We start from the raw sequence: 18679 nt of genomic DNA on the forward strand, positions 1-18679 counted from the left end.
CACGGGCCGTCTCGGGTGGTGCTTCGGCGCCGCCTGGGGCGGCCCGTTCGCATGCGCCGTTGCCGGGTCGGGTGGATGCCGGGTTCCTGACGAAAGTCGGGGGTGGAGGGTGGCGTCCGGTCGGTGTGCGGGTCCTCCCCCGCTGTCTAGCGTCGTTCGGGACGGCTGGACGGGGAGGACATTGATGATCACGTTGCGGGGCCTGACGAAGCGGTTCGGGGACAGGGCGGCGGTGGACGGGCTGTCGCTGGAGGTGGCGGCGGGGAAGGTGACGGGGTTCCTCGGCCCCAACGGCGCCGGGAAGTCCACCACGATGCGGATGGTGGTGGGCCTGGACCGTCCGAGCGCGGGCGAGGCGCTGGTCGGGGGCCGCCGGTACGGGGAGATGCGGCATCCGCTGCGGGAGGTGGGGGCGCTGCTGGACGCGGGCGCGGTGCATCCGGGGCGGTCGGCGCGGGCGCATCTGCTGGCGATGGCGCGCAGCAACGGCATCGCGCGGGGCCGGGTGGAGGAGGTCCTGGCGATGGTGGGGCTGGAGGCGGTCACGGGCCGGCGGGCGGGGACGTTCTCGCTGGGGATGCGGCAGCGGCTGGGGATCGCGGGCGCGCTGCTGGGCGATCCGGGGGTGCTGATGTTCGACGAGCCGGTCAACGGGCTGGATCCGGACGGGGTCGTGTGGGTGCGGCGGCTGATGCGGTCGCTGGCGGCGCAGGGCCGGACGGTGTTCGTGTCGTCGCACCTGATGAGCGAGATGCAGCTGACGGCGGACCACCTGGCGGTGATCGGGAAGGGCCGGCTGCTGGCGGACGCGCCGATGGCCGAGGTGATCGCGGCGGGGCCCGGGAACGCGGTGCGCGTCCGCAGCCCGCGCGCGCAGGTGCTGGCGGGGCGGTTGGCGGCCGCGGGCGGGCAGGTGCGGCACGCCGGCGGGGAGGAGTTGCGGGTGGCGGGGCTGGCCGTGGAACGCGTCGGGCTGATCGCGTTCGAGGCGGGGGTGCCGGTGCTGGAGCTGGGCGCGGTGCAAGCGTCCCTGGAGGAGGCGTACATGGAGTTGACGGGCGCGAGCGTGGAGTACGGCGCCACGGCGGGGACGGGGGTCTGAGCGATGGCGGTGACGGTAGTGCGGACGGGCACGGGACGCGGCGCCCGGGCGGCCGGCGGTTCGGGCGGCGGGTGGCGCGGCGCGGTCGCCGCGGAGTGGACGAAGCTGTGGTCGGTGCGGTCCACCTGGTGGGGGCTGGGGTCGGCGGTGGCGCTGATGGTGGTGATGGCGTTCACGTTGGCGTCCTCGACGGTGTCCAACAACACCAATGCGCTGCCCGATGACGACATGGGGGTGGTGTCGGCCAGCGGCGTGGCGGTCGGTGCGCTGGACATGGTCCAGTTCGTGGTGCTGGCCCTGGCGATCCTGGTGATCACCGGGGAGTACGCGACGGGCAGCATCCGGGCGACGCTGCAGTGGGTGCCGCCGCGGGGCCGGATGCTGGGGGCCAAGGCGGTGGTGGTCGCGGCGGTGGCGTTCCCGCTGGGTGTCGCGCTGAACGTGGCGGGGACCGTGGTCGCCGATCCGGTTCTCGGGCGGTGGGGGCGGCTGCGGGCCGGGGAGTTCGCGGCCGACGCGCTGCAGTCCGGGGTGTACCTGGCGCTGGTGAGCGTGCTGGTGCTGGCGGTCGGGGCGATGCTGCGCGGCACGGCGGCGTCGCTGACGACGGCGTTCCTGTTCCTGTTGGTGGCGCCGATGCTGCTGGGCGGCGGGGACGAGTCGGGGGTGGCGCGGCGAATGTCGGACTCGATGCCCAGCAGCGCCGGCCGGTTCTTCATGTCCGGGGACGGCCCCTACCCGCAGGCGGTGGGGCTGGCGATCCTGGTGGCGTGGACGGCTGCGGTGCTGTGCGGTGGCGTGGTGGTGCTGCGCCGCCGCGACGCCTGACGCGCACCGGGGCCGGCCGGGTCAGTCGGGGTCAGTCGGGGTCGTCGATGCCGTCGACGAGGCCGGCCTGGTAGGCCAGCACGGCGGCCTGCACGCGGTTGCGGACGTCCAGGCGGGTCAGGATCGCGCTGACGTAGGCCTTCACGGTGCCCTCGACGATGTGCAGCCGCCGGGCGATCCCGGCGTTGGACAGGCCGGCGCCGAGCAGCGCCAGGACCTCGCGCTCGCGGGGGGTGAGCGCGGCGATGCGGCGGCGGGCGCGGGTGCGGCCGTCCAGGCGTCCGCCGCCGATCTGGGTGATGACGCGGTGGGCGACCTTCGGGGACAGGTAGGCGGCGCCGCCGGCGACGGCGCGGACCCCGGCGATCAGTTCGCGGGGGTCGCCGGACTTGAGCAGGAAGCCGCTGGCGCCGCCGGCCAGGGCGCGGGCGATGTACTCGTCCTCGCCGAAGGTGGTGAGCATGACGACGCCGGTGGCGGGGGCGAGGCGGCGCAGTTCGGCGGCGGCGGCCAGGCCGTCCAGGCGCGGCATGCGGATGTCCAGCAGGGCGACCGCGGGGCGGTGCCGCAGCGTCAGGTCGACGGCCTCGCGTCCGTCGCCGGCCTCGGCGACGACCTCGATGCCGGGGTCGGCGGTCAGGATGGCGCGCACGCCCGCGCGGATCATCGCCTCGTCGTCGGCGAGCAGGGCCCGGATCACTGGTCCTCCTGGTCGTGGGTGCGCTGGGCGCTCAGCAGGTGGGTGTCGTAGGTGTTCTTGGCGATGAGGCGGCCGCCGGCGAAGCACAGCCGGTAGATGCGGCCGACGCCGAGCACGTTGGCGTCGGGCCGGTAGTAGCGGCAGTCGGCGCCGGCGGGTTCGGGGACGGCGGCGCGGACGGTGCCGGTGTCGGGTGTCTGCATGGGCGGCAGGGCCTGCTCGACGCGGTGCTGTGGGTCGCCGACGGCCAGTGCCCCGTAGTCGGCGGGCCGCAGGACGGAGTTGAGGGTGACGAAGACGTAGTAGCCGGCCATGATCGCGCCGAGGATCGCCATGAGGGCGGTGGGGGCGGCGATCGCGGTGATCAGGCCGCGGCGGACCTGGCGGCGCTCGCGGGCCAGGTGCCGGGCCGATTCGGAGGGCCACTCCCCCGCCGCGGGGGTGAGGCCGAGGGCGGTGCGCAGCGCGTCCCGCGCGGTCGGTCTGGCCTGGGCCGGGCCGGTGGCCGGGTCGCGGGCGGGTGGGTCGGCGGGGAGGTCGGCGGTGACGCGGAAGCCGCCGTCCGGGGTGGGCGCGGCGTGCAGGGTCCCGCCCAGCAGGCGGACGCGGTCGGTGAGGCCGGTCAGGCCGCGGCCGCCGGAGGGCAGCAGCGGCGGCCCGTCGGGCGGAGGGTCGTTGGTGATCGTGACGGTGGTCCCGCCGGTGCCGGTCCGGGCGAGGGCGACGGTGACGGCGGCGCTCGGGGCGTGCTTGGCGGCGTTGGTGATGGCCTCCTGCACGACGCGGTGCGCGGTGAGCGCGGCCATCGGCGCGAGCCCGGCGTGGGCCTCGCCGCCGGTGAGGCGGACGGGGACGCCGGAGGCGCGGGCGCGGTCGACCAGGTCGGGGATGCTTTCGCGCGCGGGCCGCGCCGGCGGCGGCGCCGGGGCCTGTCCCCCGGCCTCGGCGTCGGCGGGGTCGTCGGCGGGGTCGTCGCGCAGGAGGCCGATGATCTCGCGGAGGTGGTCGGTGGCGTCGGCGGCGCCGGTGCGCAGTTCGGCGGCCGCGGCGCGGTGCCGGTCGTGCAGTCCCGGTGCGACCTCCAGCGCCCCGGCGCGCACGGCGATCAGGGCCAGCTCGTGGCCCAGGGAGTCGTGCATGTCCTGGGCGATGCGGGCGCGCTCGCGGAGCCGTTCGCGTTCGGCGACGATGCGCTGCTGGTGTTCCAGTCGTTCGGCGCGTTCCCAGCCGGCGCGCAGCAGTTCCTGGTACTGGCGCCAGTAGCGGCCCACCAGCCAGGGCAGGACGCCGAGCAGGACGAGCCAGACGGTGGAGGGGAACCAGGCGGTGACCTCCGTGCCGCGGATCGCCGACAGCAGCGCGCCGCCGACGAACACCCCGGTGAAGCCCCACAGCAGCGGTTGCGCGCGGGTGCTGCGCAGGCCCGCCAGGTAGGACAGGACGGGCATGGCGAACACGAAGTTGCCGTTGACGAGGGTCAGCGCGATCACGGTGAGCAGCGCCGGGGCGGGCCAGGCGCGCCCCGCCGCGATCGCGGCGGCCAGCACGCCGAGGCCGGCCGCCTGCAGCCACCACGACGTCCGCGCGGGCTGCGGCGGGGGGATCATGCCGATCACGATCGGGAACGCCAGGACCCCGTACAGCAGGACGTCCTTGACCAGCGCGGCGCGGGACGGCCGGCGGACCAGCGCCCGCGCCCGGGACGTCAGGGGCGGCGCGGGCGTCGTGAGACCGGGGGCCGCGGAGTCGTTCACGGACCCCACGCTACTGGCCGGTGAACTGGGCCGTTACTGACGAAAGTCAGGGGCGCGGCCGGTCGCCCCCGCACCGGAATGATCTTCGATGGGGCGCGGGGCGGGACGGGGCTGAACTACGGTTGGCGCGTGACAGCGACCCCGCCCCGCCCCCGGCCCGGCGCGCCCGGCCTGGACGAGCCCGCCCGGGGCACGGCCGGGGCCGCGCAGCCCGCGCGGCGGCACGCCCGCCGGGCCGGGGCGGTGGCCGGGATCGCGGGCCGGATCGGGAGCAGGGTGCCGGGCGGGGCGTGGTGGCCGCGGGGGCGGGCGGCCGACGCGCTGCTGGCGGCGGCGGTCCTGGTGGTGACGGTCACGATGAGCGAGGCGGCGGTCAAGCCCGGGGACCGCTCCCTGTGGCCGGGCGGCCTGGCGCTGATCATCGTGGCGGCGGTCGCGCTGGCATGGCGGCGCCGCCACCCGGTGGCGGTCCTGGTGGTCGCCGTGGCGGTGCCGCCGCTGTACTACCCGCTGGGGTACCCCGACGGGCCCGTCGCGATCGTGCTGTGGCTGGCGCTGTTCAACGCGGCCGTGGAGTGCCGGCTGGCGGTGTCGCTGGGCGCGGTCATCGTCGTCAACGCCGGTTTCCTGGCGGCGGCGTCGGCGCGCGGCAAGGGCGACGACCCCGACGCGGTCACCGACGCCCGCGGCGTGGCGTCGCTGTCGCTGGGGCTGCTGATCACGGTGGCGATCGGGCAGTACGTGCGCAGCCGCCGCGCCCTCGCCGAGGCCGCCGAGCGGCGCGCCGCCGCGGCCGAACGCGACCGCGAGGCCGAGGCGCGGCGCCGCGCGGTCGCGGAGCGGCTGCGCATCGCCCGCGAGCTGCACGACGTCCTCGCCCACCAGATCTCGCTGATCAATGTGCAGGCGGGGGCGGCGCTGCACCGCCGCGACGACCCCGGCCGCGCCTACACGGCACTGGAGGCGATCAAGGCGGCGAGCAAGGAGACCCTGCGGGAGCTGCGCGGAATCCTGGGCGTGCTGCGGCAGGTCGACGCCGAGGGGCCGGACGGGCCCGGGGCGGCGCAGGGGCCGGTGGCGCCGCCCCCGTCGCTGGCGCGGGTCGGTGAGCTGCTGGACCAGACCGCCGCGGCCGGGCTGGCGGTCCGCCGCGCCGGTGACCTGCCCGAGCCCGGCTCGCCGGGGACGGCGGCGCTGAGCGACCTGCCGGCCCCGGTCGGGCTGGCGGGGTACCGGATCGTGCAGGAGGCGCTGACCAACGCGGTCCGGCATTCGGGGGCCGCAGCGGTCGCGGTCGAGGTGCGGGTGTTCCAAGGCGAGGTGATCGTCCGGGTGGACGATGACGGCGACGGCCCCGCCACGCACCCGCCCGGCCCCGAGCACCCCGCGCGCGGCGAGCACATCGGGCAGGGCGGGCACGGTGCCGGTGCGGGGGGCGGCAACGGGCTGCGGGGCATGCGCGAGCGGGCGGTGTCGGTCGGCGGGGAGCTGACCGCCGGGCCGGGCCCGGGGGGCGGGTTCCGGGTGTGGGCGCGGCTGCCGCTGGACGCCGCCGAACCAGGCACTGTGGGCGAGAAGATGAGCGGGCTGGGCGAGATGGAGGAGAACGCGTGATCCGGGTGATGCTGGCCGACGACCAGACGCTGGTCCGGGCGGGGTTCCGGTCGATCCTGGAGGGCGAGGACGACATCGAGATCGTCGCCGAGGCCGGCGACGGGGAGCAGGCCGTCGCGCGGGCCCGCGAGGTGCGGCCCGACGTGGTGCTGATGGACATCCGCATGCCCGTCCTGGACGGGCTGGAGGCCACCCGGCGGATCATCGCCGACTCCCGGCTGGCCGACGTCCGCGTGGTGATCTTGACGACGTTCGATCTGGACGACTACGTCTACGGCGCGATCAAGGCCGGGGCCAGCGGGTTCCTGGTCAAGGACACCGAGCCGACCGAGCTGATCCACGGGGTGCGGGTGGTGGCGCGCGGCGACGCGCTGCTGGCGCCCACGGTGACGCGGCGGCTCATCGCCGAGTTCGCCTCCCGGATCACCGCGCCGCCGCCCGCCGCCGAGCTCAACGCGCTCACCGACCGGGAACGCGAGGTGCTGCACCTGGTCGCGGCGGGCCTGTCCAACGAGGAGATCGCCGGGCGCTTGGTGCTGTCGCCCGCCACCGCCAAGACCCACGTCAGCCGTATCCTGGCCAAACTCGGCGCCCGCGACCGGGCGCAGCTGGTGGTGCTGGCCTACGAGACGGGGATGATCCGCCCCGGCTGGCTCGGCTGACCGCCCGGCCCGCCGAAACGGCCGACCGCGGGCCGCAACCGGGCCGGTCACGGCGGTGTTGAACGGATGTGACGGTTACGGACGAAGCTCTCAGCCACGCCCCCGGCGCCGCCGCGGGCGACGACAGGAGCGCCGCGGGCGACGACAGGGGCGGCCCGGTGGGCGACACCGCCGGGGCGCGGGTCGCCGCCGCCCTCGCCCGCGACCTCGACGAGGGCTTCGCCGCCCTGTACGAGGCGTACCGGGGTGCGGTGTTCTCCACCGCGCTGCGGCTGTGCGGGCGGTGGGCCGAGGCCGAGGACCTGTCCGCGGAGGCGTTCCTGCGCGCCTACCGCGCGCTGACCGGCTACGAGGCGCAACGCATCGCCGGGCTGCGGCCGCGGGCCTGGCTGCTGACGATCCTGACCAACGTGTGGCGCAACAGCCTGCGCTCGGCCGCCCGGCGCCCGGCGCCGGGCCCCATCGAGGACGCCCCCGACCCGCCCGACCCGGGCGAGGGCGTCGAGGACGCCGCCGCCCGCCACGAGACCGGCCGCGAACTGGCCGGCCTGCTGGACCTCCTCCCCCACCAGCAGCGCGCCGCGGTCGTGCTGCGGCACGTCACCGACCTGCCCGTCGCCGAGATCGCGGCCGTCCTGGACCTGCCCGAGGGCACCGTCAAGTCCCACATCTCCCGCGGCCTGGCCCGCCTGCGCGCCCTGCGCACCGCACCCGGCACCGCCGAACCCGTCCGCTCCGCGCCCGACCCCGAGCAGAAAGGGGGCCATCGATGAACCGCACCGACCCCGCCGGCGGCACACCCGACCCGCTGGCCGGAGAACTGGCGGAGCTGGCCGCCGACGCGCCCCCGGCCCTGCTGGACCGCATCGCCGCCCGCCGCCTCCACGTCCCCGGCCCCCTGGAGGGCCTGCAGGTCGCCTTCACCGACCACGGCGTCGCCTACCTGCGCGCCGGCATGGACGATCGGGAGTTCGCCGCGGCGTTCCGCGCCCGCTTCGCGCGGCCGCTGCTGCCCGCCGACCGTCCCCCGGCCGGGCTGCTGCCCGCCCTGCGCACCGGCCGGCTCGGCCCGCTGCGCCTGGACCTGCGCGGCCTCAGCGACTTCGAGGCCGCCGTGCTGCGCGCCGCCGCGCAGATCCCGCGCGGGCAGACCCGCCCCTACGCGTGGGTGGCCCGGCACGCCGGACGGCCCAAGGCCGTCCGCGCCGTCGGGTCGGCGCTGGGCCGCAACCCCGTCCCGCTGCTGATCCCCTGCCACCGCGTGACCCGCTCGGACGGCGCCCTGGGCGACTACGTGTTCGGCGCCGGCGCCAAGGAACGGCTGCTGCGCGCCGAGGACGTCGACGTCGAGGAGGTGACCGAGCTGGCGCGGCGCGGCGTGCGGCTGGTGGGCTCCGACACCACCGGGATCGTGTGCTACCCGACCTGCGCGGACGCGCGCCGGATCACCCCCGGTCACCGGCACGGGTTCCGGGACCTGGCCGCCGCGCGGGCCGCCGGGTACCGGCCGTGCCTGCACTGCCGCCCCGGCGACGCCCTCCCCGCCTGACACCTGCCCGCCTGCCCCCGCCCCCCGCCTGCCCCCGCCCGGCCTGTCTCCGCCCCGGCGGCGGGTGGCGCGGCGGAGGGCATACATCGGCGCGTGACGGGAATGGGGCCGTCCACCTGCGGGGACGATCCCGCGGGCGAACCGCCGACGAGGGGGGAGACCGCCATGCGCGTCGTCGTCACCGGCGCCACGGGCAACATCGGGACCAGTACCGTCCGCGCGCTCGCCGACGACCCGGCCGTCACCGAGATCACCGGACTGGCCCGCCGCGAGCCCGGTCCCGGAGCCGCCCGCGAGGCCGACCCCGGCGGGACCGGCAAGCTGCGCTGGGCCGAGGCCGACGTCACCGACACCGACCTGGTCCCGCTGATGCGCGGCGCCGACGTCGTCATCCACCTGGCGTGGCTGTTCCAGCCCACCCACCGGCCCGCGGTCACCTGGGACTCCAACGCCGTCGGCAGCGCCCGGGTGTTCGACGCCGCCGCCCGCGCGGGCGTGCCCGCGCTGGTGTACTCCTCCTCCGTCGGGGCCTACTCCCCCGGCCCCAAGGACCGCGCGGTCGACGAGTCCTGGCCCACCCACGGGTGGCCCGAGGCCGCCTACAGCCGCGAGAAGGCCTACGTCGAACGGCTCCTGGACACCTTCGAGACCGCCAACCCCGCCTGCCGCGTCGTGCGGCTGCGGCCCGGGTTCATCTTCGAACGGCAGAGCGCCAGCGAGCAGCGCCGCCTGTTCGCCGGGCCGCTGCTGCCCGGACGCCTCGCCCGCCCCGACCTCATCCCGGTCGTTCCGGACCTGCCCGGCCTGCGGCTGCAGGTCCTGCACTCCGCCGACGCAGGGCAGGCGTTCCGGCTCGCCGCCACCGGCCGGGCCCGCGGCGCGTTCAACCTCGCCGCCGACCCCGCCCTGGACGCCGCCGAACTCGCCGACCTGCTCGGCGCCCGGACCGTGCGGCTGCCCGCGCGGGGCGTGCGGGCCGCGCTCGCCGCCGCCTGGAGCCTGCACCTGGTGCCCGCCTCCCCCGCCCTGCTCGACCTGGCCCTGCAGGTCCCGCTCATGGACACCGCCCGGGCCCGCGACGAGCTCGGCTGGACGCCCCGGCACACCGCCCGCGAAGCGATCACCGAGTTCCTGGAAGGGCTGCGCACCGGCGCCGGCCGCGACACCCCGCCGCTGGCCCCCGACGCCGGAGGGCGGCTGCGCGGCCACGAGTTCGCCACCGGCGTCGGCCGCAGACCCTGACCACGCCCACCACGCCTGTACGCACCAGGACCGGCGGCACGGTCCGGCTCGACGGCCGGACACCGATCCGCCCACCCAACCGATCCGGAGGTCACCCGATGCCGACGATCACAGCCGAGCACCTGCACACCCTGCTGGCCTCCCCCGACCGCGGCGCCGCGCTCGTCGTCGTCGAGGGCCGCGCCGCCGTCGTCCCGGCCGACCCGAGCCGCGGCGAGGGCTCCGAGGACGCGATGGTGATCACCACGCGGGACGCCGTCATCGCCGAGCTCGACACCGGCGCCAACGAGGAGCAGATCGAGGCCCTCGCCCAGCGGCTGGACACCGCCCTGGACAGCCTCGGCGGCTGACCCGCCGCAAGGCGGCGCCCGGGAGCCCGGCCGCGGCGCGATCGGCCGGGTTCGGATCGGCCGGGAGTCAGTCGCGGCGGCGCCGGCGGTGACTGGTGTCGCAGAACGGGTACGTGCGGCTGCGGCGGCACGCGCACAGCGCGACCAGCCACCGGTCCGACACCGCCGTCGACCCGTCCTCCAGCACGACCTCCACCGGGCCCTCCACCAGCACCGGGCCGCCCGGCACGATCCGCACCCGCCGCCGCTCCCGCCCGCCCGAGGCCTCAGGCGGCCCACCGGTCGCGTTCATCGCTCGCCTCCTCCCCGATCCGGTCGGCGCGCACCACGACCAGGTCCTCGTGCCGCTGCCCGTCCATCAGCAGGCCGCGCGCCCGCAGCCCGTCCGCGCGGCGCCGCATCACCGGACCGAACGGCTCGCGGTGCCGCGCCACCACCGACGCCCGCATCCCCGCGCGGCGCAGCCCCACCAGCGTCGCCGCGACCCCGTTCAGCGCCGAATGCACCACCAGCAGCGTCCCCGACGGCGACAGATGCCGGGGGGCCTGCGCGCAGATCCGGTCCAGCAGCACCCGGCCGTCCAGGCCCGCCTCCCACGCCCGCGCCCGGCCCCGCACCGACGCCGGGTCGACGTCCCCGGCCACGTACGGGGGGTTGGCGACGATCACGTCGAACTCCTGTCCGGCGACGGGCATGAACATGTCCCCGCGCAGCACCCGCACCGGCAGCCCCCGCATCCGCGCGTTCACCCGCGCCGCCAGCACCGCCTGCGCCGAGGCGTCCACCGCGACGACCTCGCAGCCGGCCCGCGCCGCGGCCAGCGCCACCGCGCCCGTCCCGGTGCCGAGCTCCAGGACCCGCGCCCCCGGCGGTGCCCCCGCCCGCGCCAGCGACGCCAGCAGCGCCCGCGTCAGCAGTGAGGTGTCGGCCTGCGGCCGGTACACGCCCGGCGGCCTGAACAGCAGCATCGCCCGCCCTCCCCCGATCATCCGGCCACCGGCGCGGCCGCCCGCGCGTCGCTCATCGCCACGGCGAGCGGGCGCCGCAGCGCCGAGCGGCCCGCCCGCCAGCACCCCAGCAGGTGGTCGCCCAGCCGGTCCTCCAGCAGGCCCGTCGCGCGCACGCCCAGCACCACGTCCCCGGCCAGGCCCGGCTCGGCCGCCAGCAGCCCGCCGATCACCTCGTGGCGCAGCACCTGCTCGTGGACGGCGTCGGCCTCGATGTGCTCGGTGTGGAACAGCAGGGCGCGCGGGCCGGCGCCCAGCCGCTCCAGCGCCCGCGCCATCCGCCCCGCCGACGGCGCCGTGGTGATCTCCGCCGCCGCGAAATGCCCCACCAGGGCGGCCCGCAGCGACCGGTGCAACCCGAACAGCGACATCATGTTCACCGTCGCCAGCACCACCGCCGGCGCCGCGTCCACGTACGCGCCGTAGGACGGGTCCAGCCCCAGGTCGTCCAGCAGATCGGCGTACAGGCCCTGGTGCGTCATCTCCGCACGGCCGCCGCCGAACTCGTCGTTCTCCACCGCCACCAGCGCCGCCTTGGCCCGCCCCCGCAACCGCGGGATCACCCACGCGTGCGGGTCGGCCTCCTTCAGGTGGTACACCGACCGCAGCGCCGCGTACTCGCGCATCTGCCCCCAGGTGCCCTCGTCGCGCAGATGGTGGGAGACGCCGCGCGCGTCCACCGGCTCGACCAGCAGCTCCTCAAGCGCCCCCTGCACGTCCCGGGCCGCCTCCGGGCCGCCCGCGCGCCCCGCGTCGCGGCGCAGCGCCGCCAGGAACACCGCCTCCATCGCCCCGCGCAGCCGCAGCAGCCCCGGATCCCACTCCCAGTCCGGGTCCACTCCCGCGAACCCCTGGTAGTGCAGCTCGTAGCAGGTGTGCAGCGCCAGCTGCAGGTCCTCCCCGTAGGGGTCGCAGAACCGCGCCTCGGCGACCAGGCCGGCGATCTCCGGGATCTCCGGCGGGTCGTCGTGGAGGGGGCCCGGGCGCGGACCCGAGGCCAGGACGGCCGCCACGGCCCGCGACAGCGGCCCGCGCGGCGCCGGGAGCACCGGGGCCCGGTCCGCGCGCGCCCGCACGGGACCGAGCGCCGGTCCGGATCCGTGGCCGGACGCGGAGCCCGGCGCGGGGCCGGCCACACGTCCGGTCCCCGGGCCGGGCTCGAAACCGCGAGAGGGCGGTCGATCCTGGTGAACGGTCATATCTCCTCCGTCGTCAAGGGGCGTCCGGCTCCGGTACCCGCTCACCCGCGTCCCATACGCCCGGTTTCTCCCCTGGCGTCGCACCGGACGGCCCCCCGGTCCCCTCGGCGGGGCCGCCCCACGGCCCTCCCGCCCCGCCCGCACCCCCGCCCGTCGCGCCGTCGGTCCCGTCGTCCGGTCCCGCGGCCGCGGCCAGGCCGCCGGACTCGGTCACCCGGACCAGCATGTCCACCACCGCGCGCGGACCGCCCCGCCGCGCCGCGCGGCGCTGCCGGTCCGCGCCCGTCCCCGCGCGGCGCACGCCCTCCACCAGCGCGAACACGGCGTCCAGGTCACCGGCCTCCTCCAGGGCCGGGGCCGCGCGGGCGACCAGGGCGTCCACCAGCCGCCACGCCGGGACGGCCCGCCCCGACACCGGGTCCACCATCGCGCCGTCCAGGCCGTGCCGGGCCGCGTTCCACAGCGCCGCCGCGCACACCTGCCCGTCCGCCCGCGGCGCCTCCCGGCCCGCCGCCAGGTCCGCCAGCGCGGCGCCGACCAGGCCCCGCACCAGCGCGGCCTGCAGCACCGCCTCGTCCGCGGTCGCCGCGGCGTCCCCGGCCCGCACCTCCACCGTCGGCCACCGCGGCGACGGCCGCGCCAGCCAGAACGTCATCGCCCCGTCCACCAGCGCGCCCGACTCCACCAGCGCCGCGACCCGCGCGTCGTAGTGGGCCGCCGACACCGACCACGGCGGCACGCCCGCCCCCGGGAACCGCGCCATCTCCATCATCCGGCGCGCCGCGTAGCGGGTGGGGCGCCCGCGGTCGAACGGCGAGTTGGCCGCCAGCGCCACCAGCACCGGCAGCCACGGCCGCAGATGGTTCACCACCGCCACCGCCGACTCCCGGTCCTGGACGCCGACGTGCACATGGCACCCGCACGCCTGGTAGTCCTCGACCACGTCGCCGTAGGCGGACACGATCGCGGCGAACCGCTCGCCCCGCGCCGCCGGCGGCCGGCTCCCGCCCAGCACCGGCGTCCCCGACGCCACCAGCAGCGCGCCGCCCTCCCGCGCGGCCTCCGCCAGCCGCGCCCGCCCGTACCGCAGCTGCGCGCGCAGGCCCGCCAGGTCGTGGCACACCCCGGTCACCGCCTCCACCTGCGACCCCAGCAACTCGGTGTGGAACGATCCACCCGACGCCCGCCACCGGTGCGGCCCGGCTCTTTCCAGGACGTCCTCGGCGTGCGCGACGCACTCCCCCGAGACCGCGTCCACCAGCAGGAACTCCTCCTCCACCCCGAGACTGACGCCCGGCGCGTGCCCCCCAACGCCTCCGCCCATGCCGAGTCCCCCTCACTCGTACAGACCCCCTCACCTCGGGGGATTCCCGCCCAGAACGTCCCCTCCCTCCCCCGCCCGAGATCCTTTACGCCGTCTCCTTCCACCGCAGTGACCGGATCGTTCCGCGTCCCGCCGCGATGATGCCTGTCCGCCGCCGCCGCGCCCGGCCAGCATCGACCTCATGAACCGAGCGCTCCTCGTCATCGACGTCCAAGAGTCCTTCCGCCGCCGCCCCAACTGGGAGGCGGTCTCGGCGCCCGACATCGCCGCCCGCGCCGCGCGCCTGGCCGCCGCCGCCCGCGCCGCCGGCGACCTGGTCGTGTGGATCCTGCACGCCGAACCGGGCTCGGGGGGCGCCTTCGACCCCGCGCTCGGCCACGTGCGCCTCATGGACGGCCTGGCCCCCGAGGCCGGCGAGCCCGTCATGACCAAGACCTCCCGCAACGCCTTCACCACCACCGGCCTGCAGCAACTGCTCACCGAACGCGGCGTGGGCGAGGTCGCGGTCTGCGGCGTCCAGACCGAGCAGTGCTGCGAGACCACCGCCCGCCTGGCCGCCGACCTCGGCTACCGCGTCACCTTCGTCACCGACGCCACCGCCACCTTCCCCATCGAGCACCGCGACGCCCCGCCCGGCCGCGCCCTGGCCGAGATCCTCGCCGACCCCGCCACCCTGCCCACCGACCAGATCATCGCCCGCACCGAGTACGCCCTGGCCGGACGGTTCGCCGCGATCGCCTCGCTCGACGATCTCGCGCCCGCCCCGGTAGGCTGACCGGATCGTGACCCGCGTCGTCTTCCTGCTCGTCCCCGGCCTGCACCTGCTCGACCTCGCCGGGCCCGCCCAGGTGTTCGGCACCGCCGCCGACGCCGGCCTGCCCTACCGGCTCGCCTACGTCGCCGACCACCCCGAACCCGGGGACCCGCAGGAGACCGCGCCACCTCACCCCGCCGTGCCTGCACCCGCGCCTGTGGCCGTGCACACCGCGCAGGGCGTGCCCCTCCAGGCGCCCGCCGCCTGGCCCGCCCTCACCGCAGGCGACATCGTCCTGGTCCCCGGATGGCGCTGGGGCGGCCGCGAAACCCACGCCCCGCCCGTCTCCGCCCACACCGCCCGCCGCCTGGCCGGCCACCACGCCGCGGGCGGCACCGTCGCCAGCGTCTGCGCCGGAGCGTTCGCCCTCGCCCACGCCGGGCTCCTGGACGGACGCCGCTGCACCACCCATCACGAGATCCAGGACGCCCTCGCCCGCCGCCACCCCCGCGCCACCGTCGTGCGCGACGTGCTGTACGTCACCGACGGCCGCGTCATCACCTCCGCCGGCATCGCCTCCGGCATCGACCTCGCCCTGCACTTGGTCGCCTCCCGGCACGGACCCGGCGCCGCCGCCCGCATCGCCCGCACCATGGTCGTGTACGCGCGCCGCAACGGCGACGAACCCCAGGCCAGCGCCCTGCTGCGGCACCGCGCCCACGTCAGCGACGCCGTCCACCGCGCCCAGGACCTCATCGACGCCCGCTACGCGCGCCCCCTGCCCCTGCACACCCTGGCCGCCGAGGCCGGCGTCAGCGAACGCACCCTCACCCGCCGCTTCACCGCCGCCACGGGCCTGACCCCGCTGCGCTACCAGCAGGAACTGCGGCTGGAACACGCCGAGCACCTCATCGGGCAGGGCGCCACCACCGACACCGCCGCCCGCGCCGTCGGATTCACCGACGCCCGCATGCTGCGCCGCCTGCGCGCCCGCACCTGACCGCCCCCATCCCCACCCCGCCGCCCCGCCCCACCGGACCCGGCGGCCCGGCGGCTCAGCCGCGCAGCGCCACGTACGGAGCCAGCGTCAGCAGGCTCACCACCAGCGCCCCCTTCAGCGCCGCCGCTGGCACCGCCCGGGCGATCACCCACCCCGCCAGGACCCCCGCCAACTCCGGGACGCCCACCAGCGCCGCCAGCGGCCAGTCCACCGCGCCCGCCGCGACGTACCCGACCGTCCCGGCACCGGCGATCACCACCGACTGGGCCTGCGCCGCCCCCAGCGCCGACAGCACCGGCACCCCCAGCGCCACCAGCAGCGGCACGCACAGCATCGGCCCCCCGACCCCGAACATCGCGCCGCCCGCCGCCACCCCCGCACCCACCGCCGCCGTCACCGGCCACCCCGGCCCCTCCACCGCGGGCCCCCGCCCGCCCGGGCGCCGGGCGAGCACCAGAACCGCGGTCACCGCGACCAGGGCTCCCAGCAGCACACCGAACACCCGGCCCGTCACCAGCCCGTTCAGCAGCACCCCCACCGGCGTACCGGCGACCGCACCCCCGCACAGCAGCACCGCCGTCCGCCGCGTCGGCGGCTCGCGCAGCTGCCCCGACCGCGTGTACACCACGGTGCCCAGCACGCCCGTCGCGACGTTGGTGACCAGCGCCGTGCCCGCCACCTGCGCCGGAGACAGCGGCGTCAGCGCGAACAGCCCCGCGGTGACCAGCACCCCGCCCGGCCCGACCGCCGTGATCCCGATGCCCGCCGCGACCGCCAGCAGCACCAGCCCCGCCGCAACGCCCGGCTCCAGCCCCGTCACCGGCCCGGCCGCCCGGCGTGCGGCCCCCCGCCCCGCGGCGGCGTTCCGCGGAACGCCCCGAGCCGGTGTGGAGTACCCATCCTCGACATTGTGCGAGCTCCCGCCCGCCGGTCAACACCGCCACCAGGTGAGCCGCGATCAAGGCGGCCCGCGCGCCGCCACGGGTCTGGGATGCTGCTGTGCGGACGGACACCCGTCCACCAGGACACCCGGGCAGCGGAGGAACCGTGCGCTACGTGCTGATGATCTGCAGCGACGAGACCGCCGGCACCGATCCCGAGCAGGCCGCCGCCACCGGCTGCGGCGGCTGGTCGCAGGAGATGGCGCGGCGCGGCGTCATCCGCGGCGGCGCCGGGCTCGCGCCCAGCGACCAGGCCACCACCGTCAAGGTCCGCGGCGACGAGGTGCTGCTCACCGACGGTCCGTTCGCCGAGACCAAGGACCAGATCGGCGGGTTCTCCCTCATCGAGTGCGGCGGGCTGCAGGAGGCCATCGAGATCGCCTCCCGCCACCCGTGGGCCGCCCTCGGCCAGATCGAGATCCGCCCGGTCGAGGAACCGGGCCCCGCGACGACGTGACCGCCGCCCCCTCGCCCCAGCCGCCTGCGACCGCTCGAACGGGCGCCGCCGACGCCGTCGCGCGGGCCTTCCGGGCCGAATGGGGCCAGGTCGTGGCCACCCTGATCCGGGTGACCGGCGACTGGGACCTGGCCGAGGAGTGCGCCCAGGACGCCTTCGCCGCGGCGCTGGAACGCTGGCCGCGCGACGGCGTCCCGGCCCGGCCCGGCGCCTGGCTGACCACCGCCGCCCGCAACCGCGCCGTGGACCGGCTGCGCCGCGACGCCGCCGGCGCCCGCAAGCTCGCCCAGGCCGCCCGCACCGCCGGACCGCCCCCGCGGCCCGAACCGGACGCCTTCGGCGACGACCGGCTGCGGCTGATGTTCACCTGCTGCCACCCCGCGCTGCGCCTCGACGCCCGCGTCGCCCTCACCCTGCGCACCCTCGCCGGCCTCACCACCGGCGAGATCGCCCGCGCGTTCCTGGTCGAGGAGCCCGCGATGTCCAAACGGATCACCCGCGCCAAACGCAAGATCCGCGACGCGGGCATCCCCTACCGCGTCCCGCCGCCCGACCTGCTGCCCGAACGCACCACCGCCGTCCTCGGCGTGCTGTACCTGCTGTTCAACGAGGGCTACGGCGCCACCGGCGGCGGCGCGCTGCAGCGCCGTGCGCTGTGCGGGGAGGCGATCGGCCTCGCCCGGCTGCTGGCCTCGCTGCTGCCCGCCGAGCCCGAGGCGCGCGGCCTGCTGGCGCTGATGCTGCTGCACGACGCCCGCGCCGCCGCCCGCACCGACGCGGCCGGCGCGCTGGTCACCCTGGAGCACCAGGACCGCTCCCGCTGGGACGCCGCCGAGATCGCCGAGGGCGTCGCCCTGCTGGAGGACGCCCTGCGCCCCGCGCCCGGCCGTCCCCCGCCCGGCCCCTACCAGGTGCAGGCCGCCATCGCGGCCTGCCACGCCACCGCGCCCGACGCCGCCGCCACCGACTGGTCCCAGATCGCCGTGCTGTACGAACTGCTCGCGGGGCTGGTCCCCTCACCGGTGGTGCGGCTGAACCGGGCGGTCGCGGTCGGGATGGCCGACGGCCCCGCCGCCGGACTGGAACTGGTCGGGGACCTGGAGCGCTCCGGCGCCCTGGACGGCTATCACCTGCTGCCCGCCACCCGCGCCGACCTGCTGCGCCGCATGGGCCGCGACACCGAGGCCGCCGCCGCCTACCGCGCCGCGCTGGACCTGGTCGCCAACGACGCCGAGCGCCGCCACCTCGCCCGCCGCCTCGCCGAGATCACCCCGCACGGGTCCGGCTGAAAAACGTTCGCGCGGAGGTGTCCGTCGCGGCGCGGCGCGTTCGTCGGTGGGACGAACGGCCGCACAAAGCCGGCCACCTGGGAAGGAACCCTTCATGGACACCACGCACTCCAAGGACGGCACCCGCATCGCCATCGACCGGACCGGTGAGGGACCCGCCCTGATCCATGTCGGCGGCGCCCTCAACGACCGCGGCTCCGGTGCCGCGCTCGCCGGGCTGCTGGCCCCGCACCGCACCGTCCTCACCTACGACCGCCGGGGACGCGGCGACAGCGGCGACACCCCTCCCTACGCCGTCGAGCGGGAGATCGAGGACCTGGCCGCCGTCATCGAGGCCGCCGGCGGGTCCGCCGCGGTGTACGGGATGTCGTCCGGCGCGGTCCTGGCGCTGCGCGCCGCCGCGCAGGGCCTGCCCATCACCGGGCTCGCGCTGTTCGAGCCGCCCTTCAACCCCGCCCACGACGACCGCCTCACCCGCGCCCGCGCCTACAACACCGAGCTGACCGGCATGCTGGCCGACGGGCGCCGCGGGGACGCCCTCGCCCTGTTCATGACCGCCGTCGGGATGCCGGAGGAGATGGTCCGCCAGATGCGGGGCGCGCCGATGTGGCCCGCGATGGAGGCGCTCGCGCCCACCCTCGCCTACGACTCGGCCGTCATGGACGACGCCGCCACGGGCGCCGAGCTGCCGGAGGACCTGCTCGCAGGCGTCACCGTCCCGACCCTGGTGCTGGACGGCGGCGACAGCCCCGCCTGGATGCGCGACATCGCCCGCCGCACCGCCGCGCTCCTGCCCGCCGGGACGCACCGCACCCTGGACGGCCAGACCCACGACGTCGACCCCGCCGCGCTCGCCCCCGCCCTGGCCGGGTTCCTCACCGGCTGAGCCGTCCGGAGCGCGGGCCCG

General features: G+C 77.2%; 20 protein-coding genes. 13 read left to right on the top strand and 7 right to left on the bottom strand.

All coding sequences use genetic code 11. The features are described from left to right. The first annotated feature begins 184 nt into the window (after window positions 1-184). Entirely contained in the window at window positions 185-1102 is a 918-nt protein-coding gene (locus BJ999_RS21945; protein WP_179835033.1) for an ATP-binding cassette domain-containing protein, read from the top strand. Window positions 1103-1105: 3 nt separating this feature from the next. After that, window positions 1106-1930 carry an ABC transporter permease gene (locus BJ999_RS21950; protein WP_179835034.1) on the top strand — a complete coding sequence of 275 codons (825 nt, stop codon included), beginning with the start codon at window positions 1106-1108 and terminating at the stop codon, window positions 1928-1930. 31 nt (window positions 1931-1961) lie between these two features. On the opposite strand, the gene BJ999_RS21955 is transcribed toward BJ999_RS21950, so the two are convergent. Next, window positions 1962-2630, bottom strand: coding sequence for a response regulator (locus BJ999_RS21955; RefSeq protein ID WP_179835035.1), 669 nt, complete (start codon window positions 2628-2630; stop codon window positions 1962-1964). Further along, complete coding sequence (locus BJ999_RS21960) at window positions 2627-4384, bottom strand: sensor histidine kinase (protein WP_179835036.1); 1758 nt, start codon at window positions 4382-4384, stop codon at window positions 2627-2629. Before BJ999_RS21960 ends, BJ999_RS21955 begins: the two co-directional genes overlap by 4 nt. A gap of 129 nt (window positions 4385-4513) precedes the next feature. On the opposite strand from BJ999_RS21960, the gene BJ999_RS21965 reads away from it, so the two are divergent. The 6 genes from BJ999_RS21965 (at window position 4514) to BJ999_RS21990 (ending at window position 9801) form a co-directional block, all read left to right on the top strand. Further along, window positions 4514-5998, top strand: coding sequence for a sensor histidine kinase (locus BJ999_RS21965; RefSeq protein WP_268247863.1), 1485 nt, complete (start codon window positions 4514-4516; stop codon window positions 5996-5998). After that, window positions 5995-6660, top strand: coding sequence for a response regulator (locus BJ999_RS21970; RefSeq protein ID WP_179835037.1), 666 nt, complete (start codon window positions 5995-5997; stop codon window positions 6658-6660). Before BJ999_RS21965 ends, BJ999_RS21970 begins: the two co-directional genes overlap by 4 nt. A gap of 68 nt (window positions 6661-6728) precedes the next feature. Next, the gene (locus BJ999_RS21975) at window positions 6729-7433 is read left to right on the top strand and encodes an RNA polymerase sigma factor (protein WP_229810640.1); all 705 of its coding nucleotides are present in this window, start codon (window positions 6729-6731) and stop codon (window positions 7431-7433) included. Next, on the top strand, window positions 7430-8209 hold the full coding sequence (locus BJ999_RS21980; RefSeq protein ID WP_179835038.1) for a methylated-DNA--[protein]-cysteine S-methyltransferase: 780 nt from the start codon (window positions 7430-7432) through the stop codon (window positions 8207-8209). The genes BJ999_RS21975 and BJ999_RS21980 overlap by 4 nt, the downstream gene beginning before the upstream one ends. A gap of 165 nt (window positions 8210-8374) precedes the next feature. Then, window positions 8375-9451, top strand: coding sequence for an NAD-dependent epimerase/dehydratase family protein (locus BJ999_RS21985; RefSeq protein ID WP_179835039.1), 1077 nt, complete (start codon window positions 8375-8377; stop codon window positions 9449-9451). 98 nt (window positions 9452-9549) lie between these two features. Further along, a complete protein-coding gene (locus BJ999_RS21990; protein WP_179835040.1) occupies window positions 9550-9801 on the top strand; it encodes a hypothetical protein in 252 nt (83 codons plus the stop codon). Between the two features lie 67 nt (window positions 9802-9868). Here BJ999_RS21990 and BJ999_RS21995 read toward each other — a convergent pair whose 3' ends face one another. From BJ999_RS21995 to BJ999_RS22010, 4 genes are all read right to left on the bottom strand, one after another. Beyond that, on the bottom strand, window positions 9869-10093 hold the full coding sequence (locus tag BJ999_RS21995) for a CDGSH iron-sulfur domain-containing protein (RefSeq protein WP_179835041.1): 225 nt from the start codon (window positions 10091-10093) through the stop codon (window positions 9869-9871). Beyond that, complete coding sequence (locus BJ999_RS22000) at window positions 10068-10769, bottom strand: HemK2/MTQ2 family protein methyltransferase (protein WP_179835042.1); 702 nt, start codon at window positions 10767-10769, stop codon at window positions 10068-10070. The genes BJ999_RS21995 and BJ999_RS22000 overlap by 26 nt, the downstream gene beginning before the upstream one ends. Window positions 10770-10786: 17 nt before the next feature. Then, the gene (locus tag BJ999_RS22005) at window positions 10787-11884 is read right to left on the bottom strand and encodes an iron-containing redox enzyme family protein (RefSeq protein WP_229810651.1); all 1098 of its coding nucleotides are present in this window, start codon (window positions 11882-11884) and stop codon (window positions 10787-10789) included. A 136-nt stretch (window positions 11885-12020) separates the two neighbouring features. Beyond that, on the bottom strand, window positions 12021-13331 hold the full coding sequence (locus tag BJ999_RS22010; protein ID WP_179835044.1) for a carboxylate-amine ligase: 1311 nt from the start codon (window positions 13329-13331) through the stop codon (window positions 12021-12023). A gap of 181 nt (window positions 13332-13512) precedes the next feature. Here BJ999_RS22010 and BJ999_RS22015 point away from each other — a divergent pair, with 181 nt between their 5' ends. Together BJ999_RS22015 and BJ999_RS22020 are read left to right on the top strand one after the other, a co-directional pair. Then, window positions 13513-14106, top strand: a complete 594-nt coding sequence (locus tag BJ999_RS22015) for a cysteine hydrolase family protein (RefSeq protein ID WP_179835045.1) — start codon at window positions 13513-13515, stop codon at window positions 14104-14106. Between the two features lie 7 nt (window positions 14107-14113). Next, a complete protein-coding gene (locus tag BJ999_RS22020) occupies window positions 14114-15085 on the top strand; it encodes a GlxA family transcriptional regulator (RefSeq protein ID WP_179835046.1) in 972 nt (323 codons plus the stop codon). 55 nt (window positions 15086-15140) lie between these two features. On the opposite strand, the gene BJ999_RS22025 is transcribed toward BJ999_RS22020, so the two are convergent. Beyond that, entirely contained in the window at window positions 15141-15905 is a 765-nt protein-coding gene (locus BJ999_RS22025) for a sulfite exporter TauE/SafE family protein (protein WP_179835047.1), read from the bottom strand. A gap of 227 nt (window positions 15906-16132) precedes the next feature. Here BJ999_RS22025 and BJ999_RS22030 point away from each other — a divergent pair, with 227 nt between their 5' ends. The 3 genes from BJ999_RS22030 (at window position 16133) to BJ999_RS22040 (ending at window position 18658) form a co-directional block, all read left to right on the top strand. Continuing rightward, window positions 16133-16483, top strand: a complete 351-nt coding sequence (locus BJ999_RS22030; protein WP_179835048.1) for a YciI family protein — start codon at window positions 16133-16135, stop codon at window positions 16481-16483. After that, window positions 16480-17772, top strand: a complete 1293-nt coding sequence (locus BJ999_RS22035) for an RNA polymerase sigma factor (protein WP_179835049.1) — start codon at window positions 16480-16482, stop codon at window positions 17770-17772. Before BJ999_RS22030 ends, BJ999_RS22035 begins: the two co-directional genes overlap by 4 nt. A gap of 94 nt (window positions 17773-17866) precedes the next feature. Continuing rightward, window positions 17867-18658 (top strand): alpha/beta fold hydrolase, encoded by a 792-nt coding sequence (locus BJ999_RS22040; protein ID WP_179835050.1) that lies wholly within the window; start codon window positions 17867-17869, stop codon window positions 18656-18658. The last annotated feature ends 21 nt before the right edge of the window (window positions 18659-18679 follow it).

Origin of the sequence: Actinomadura citrea, from assembly GCF_013409045.1 — a bacterium.
In the GTDB taxonomy this organism is placed as follows: Bacteria; Actinomycetota; Actinomycetes; order Streptosporangiales; family Streptosporangiaceae; genus Spirillospora; species Spirillospora citrea.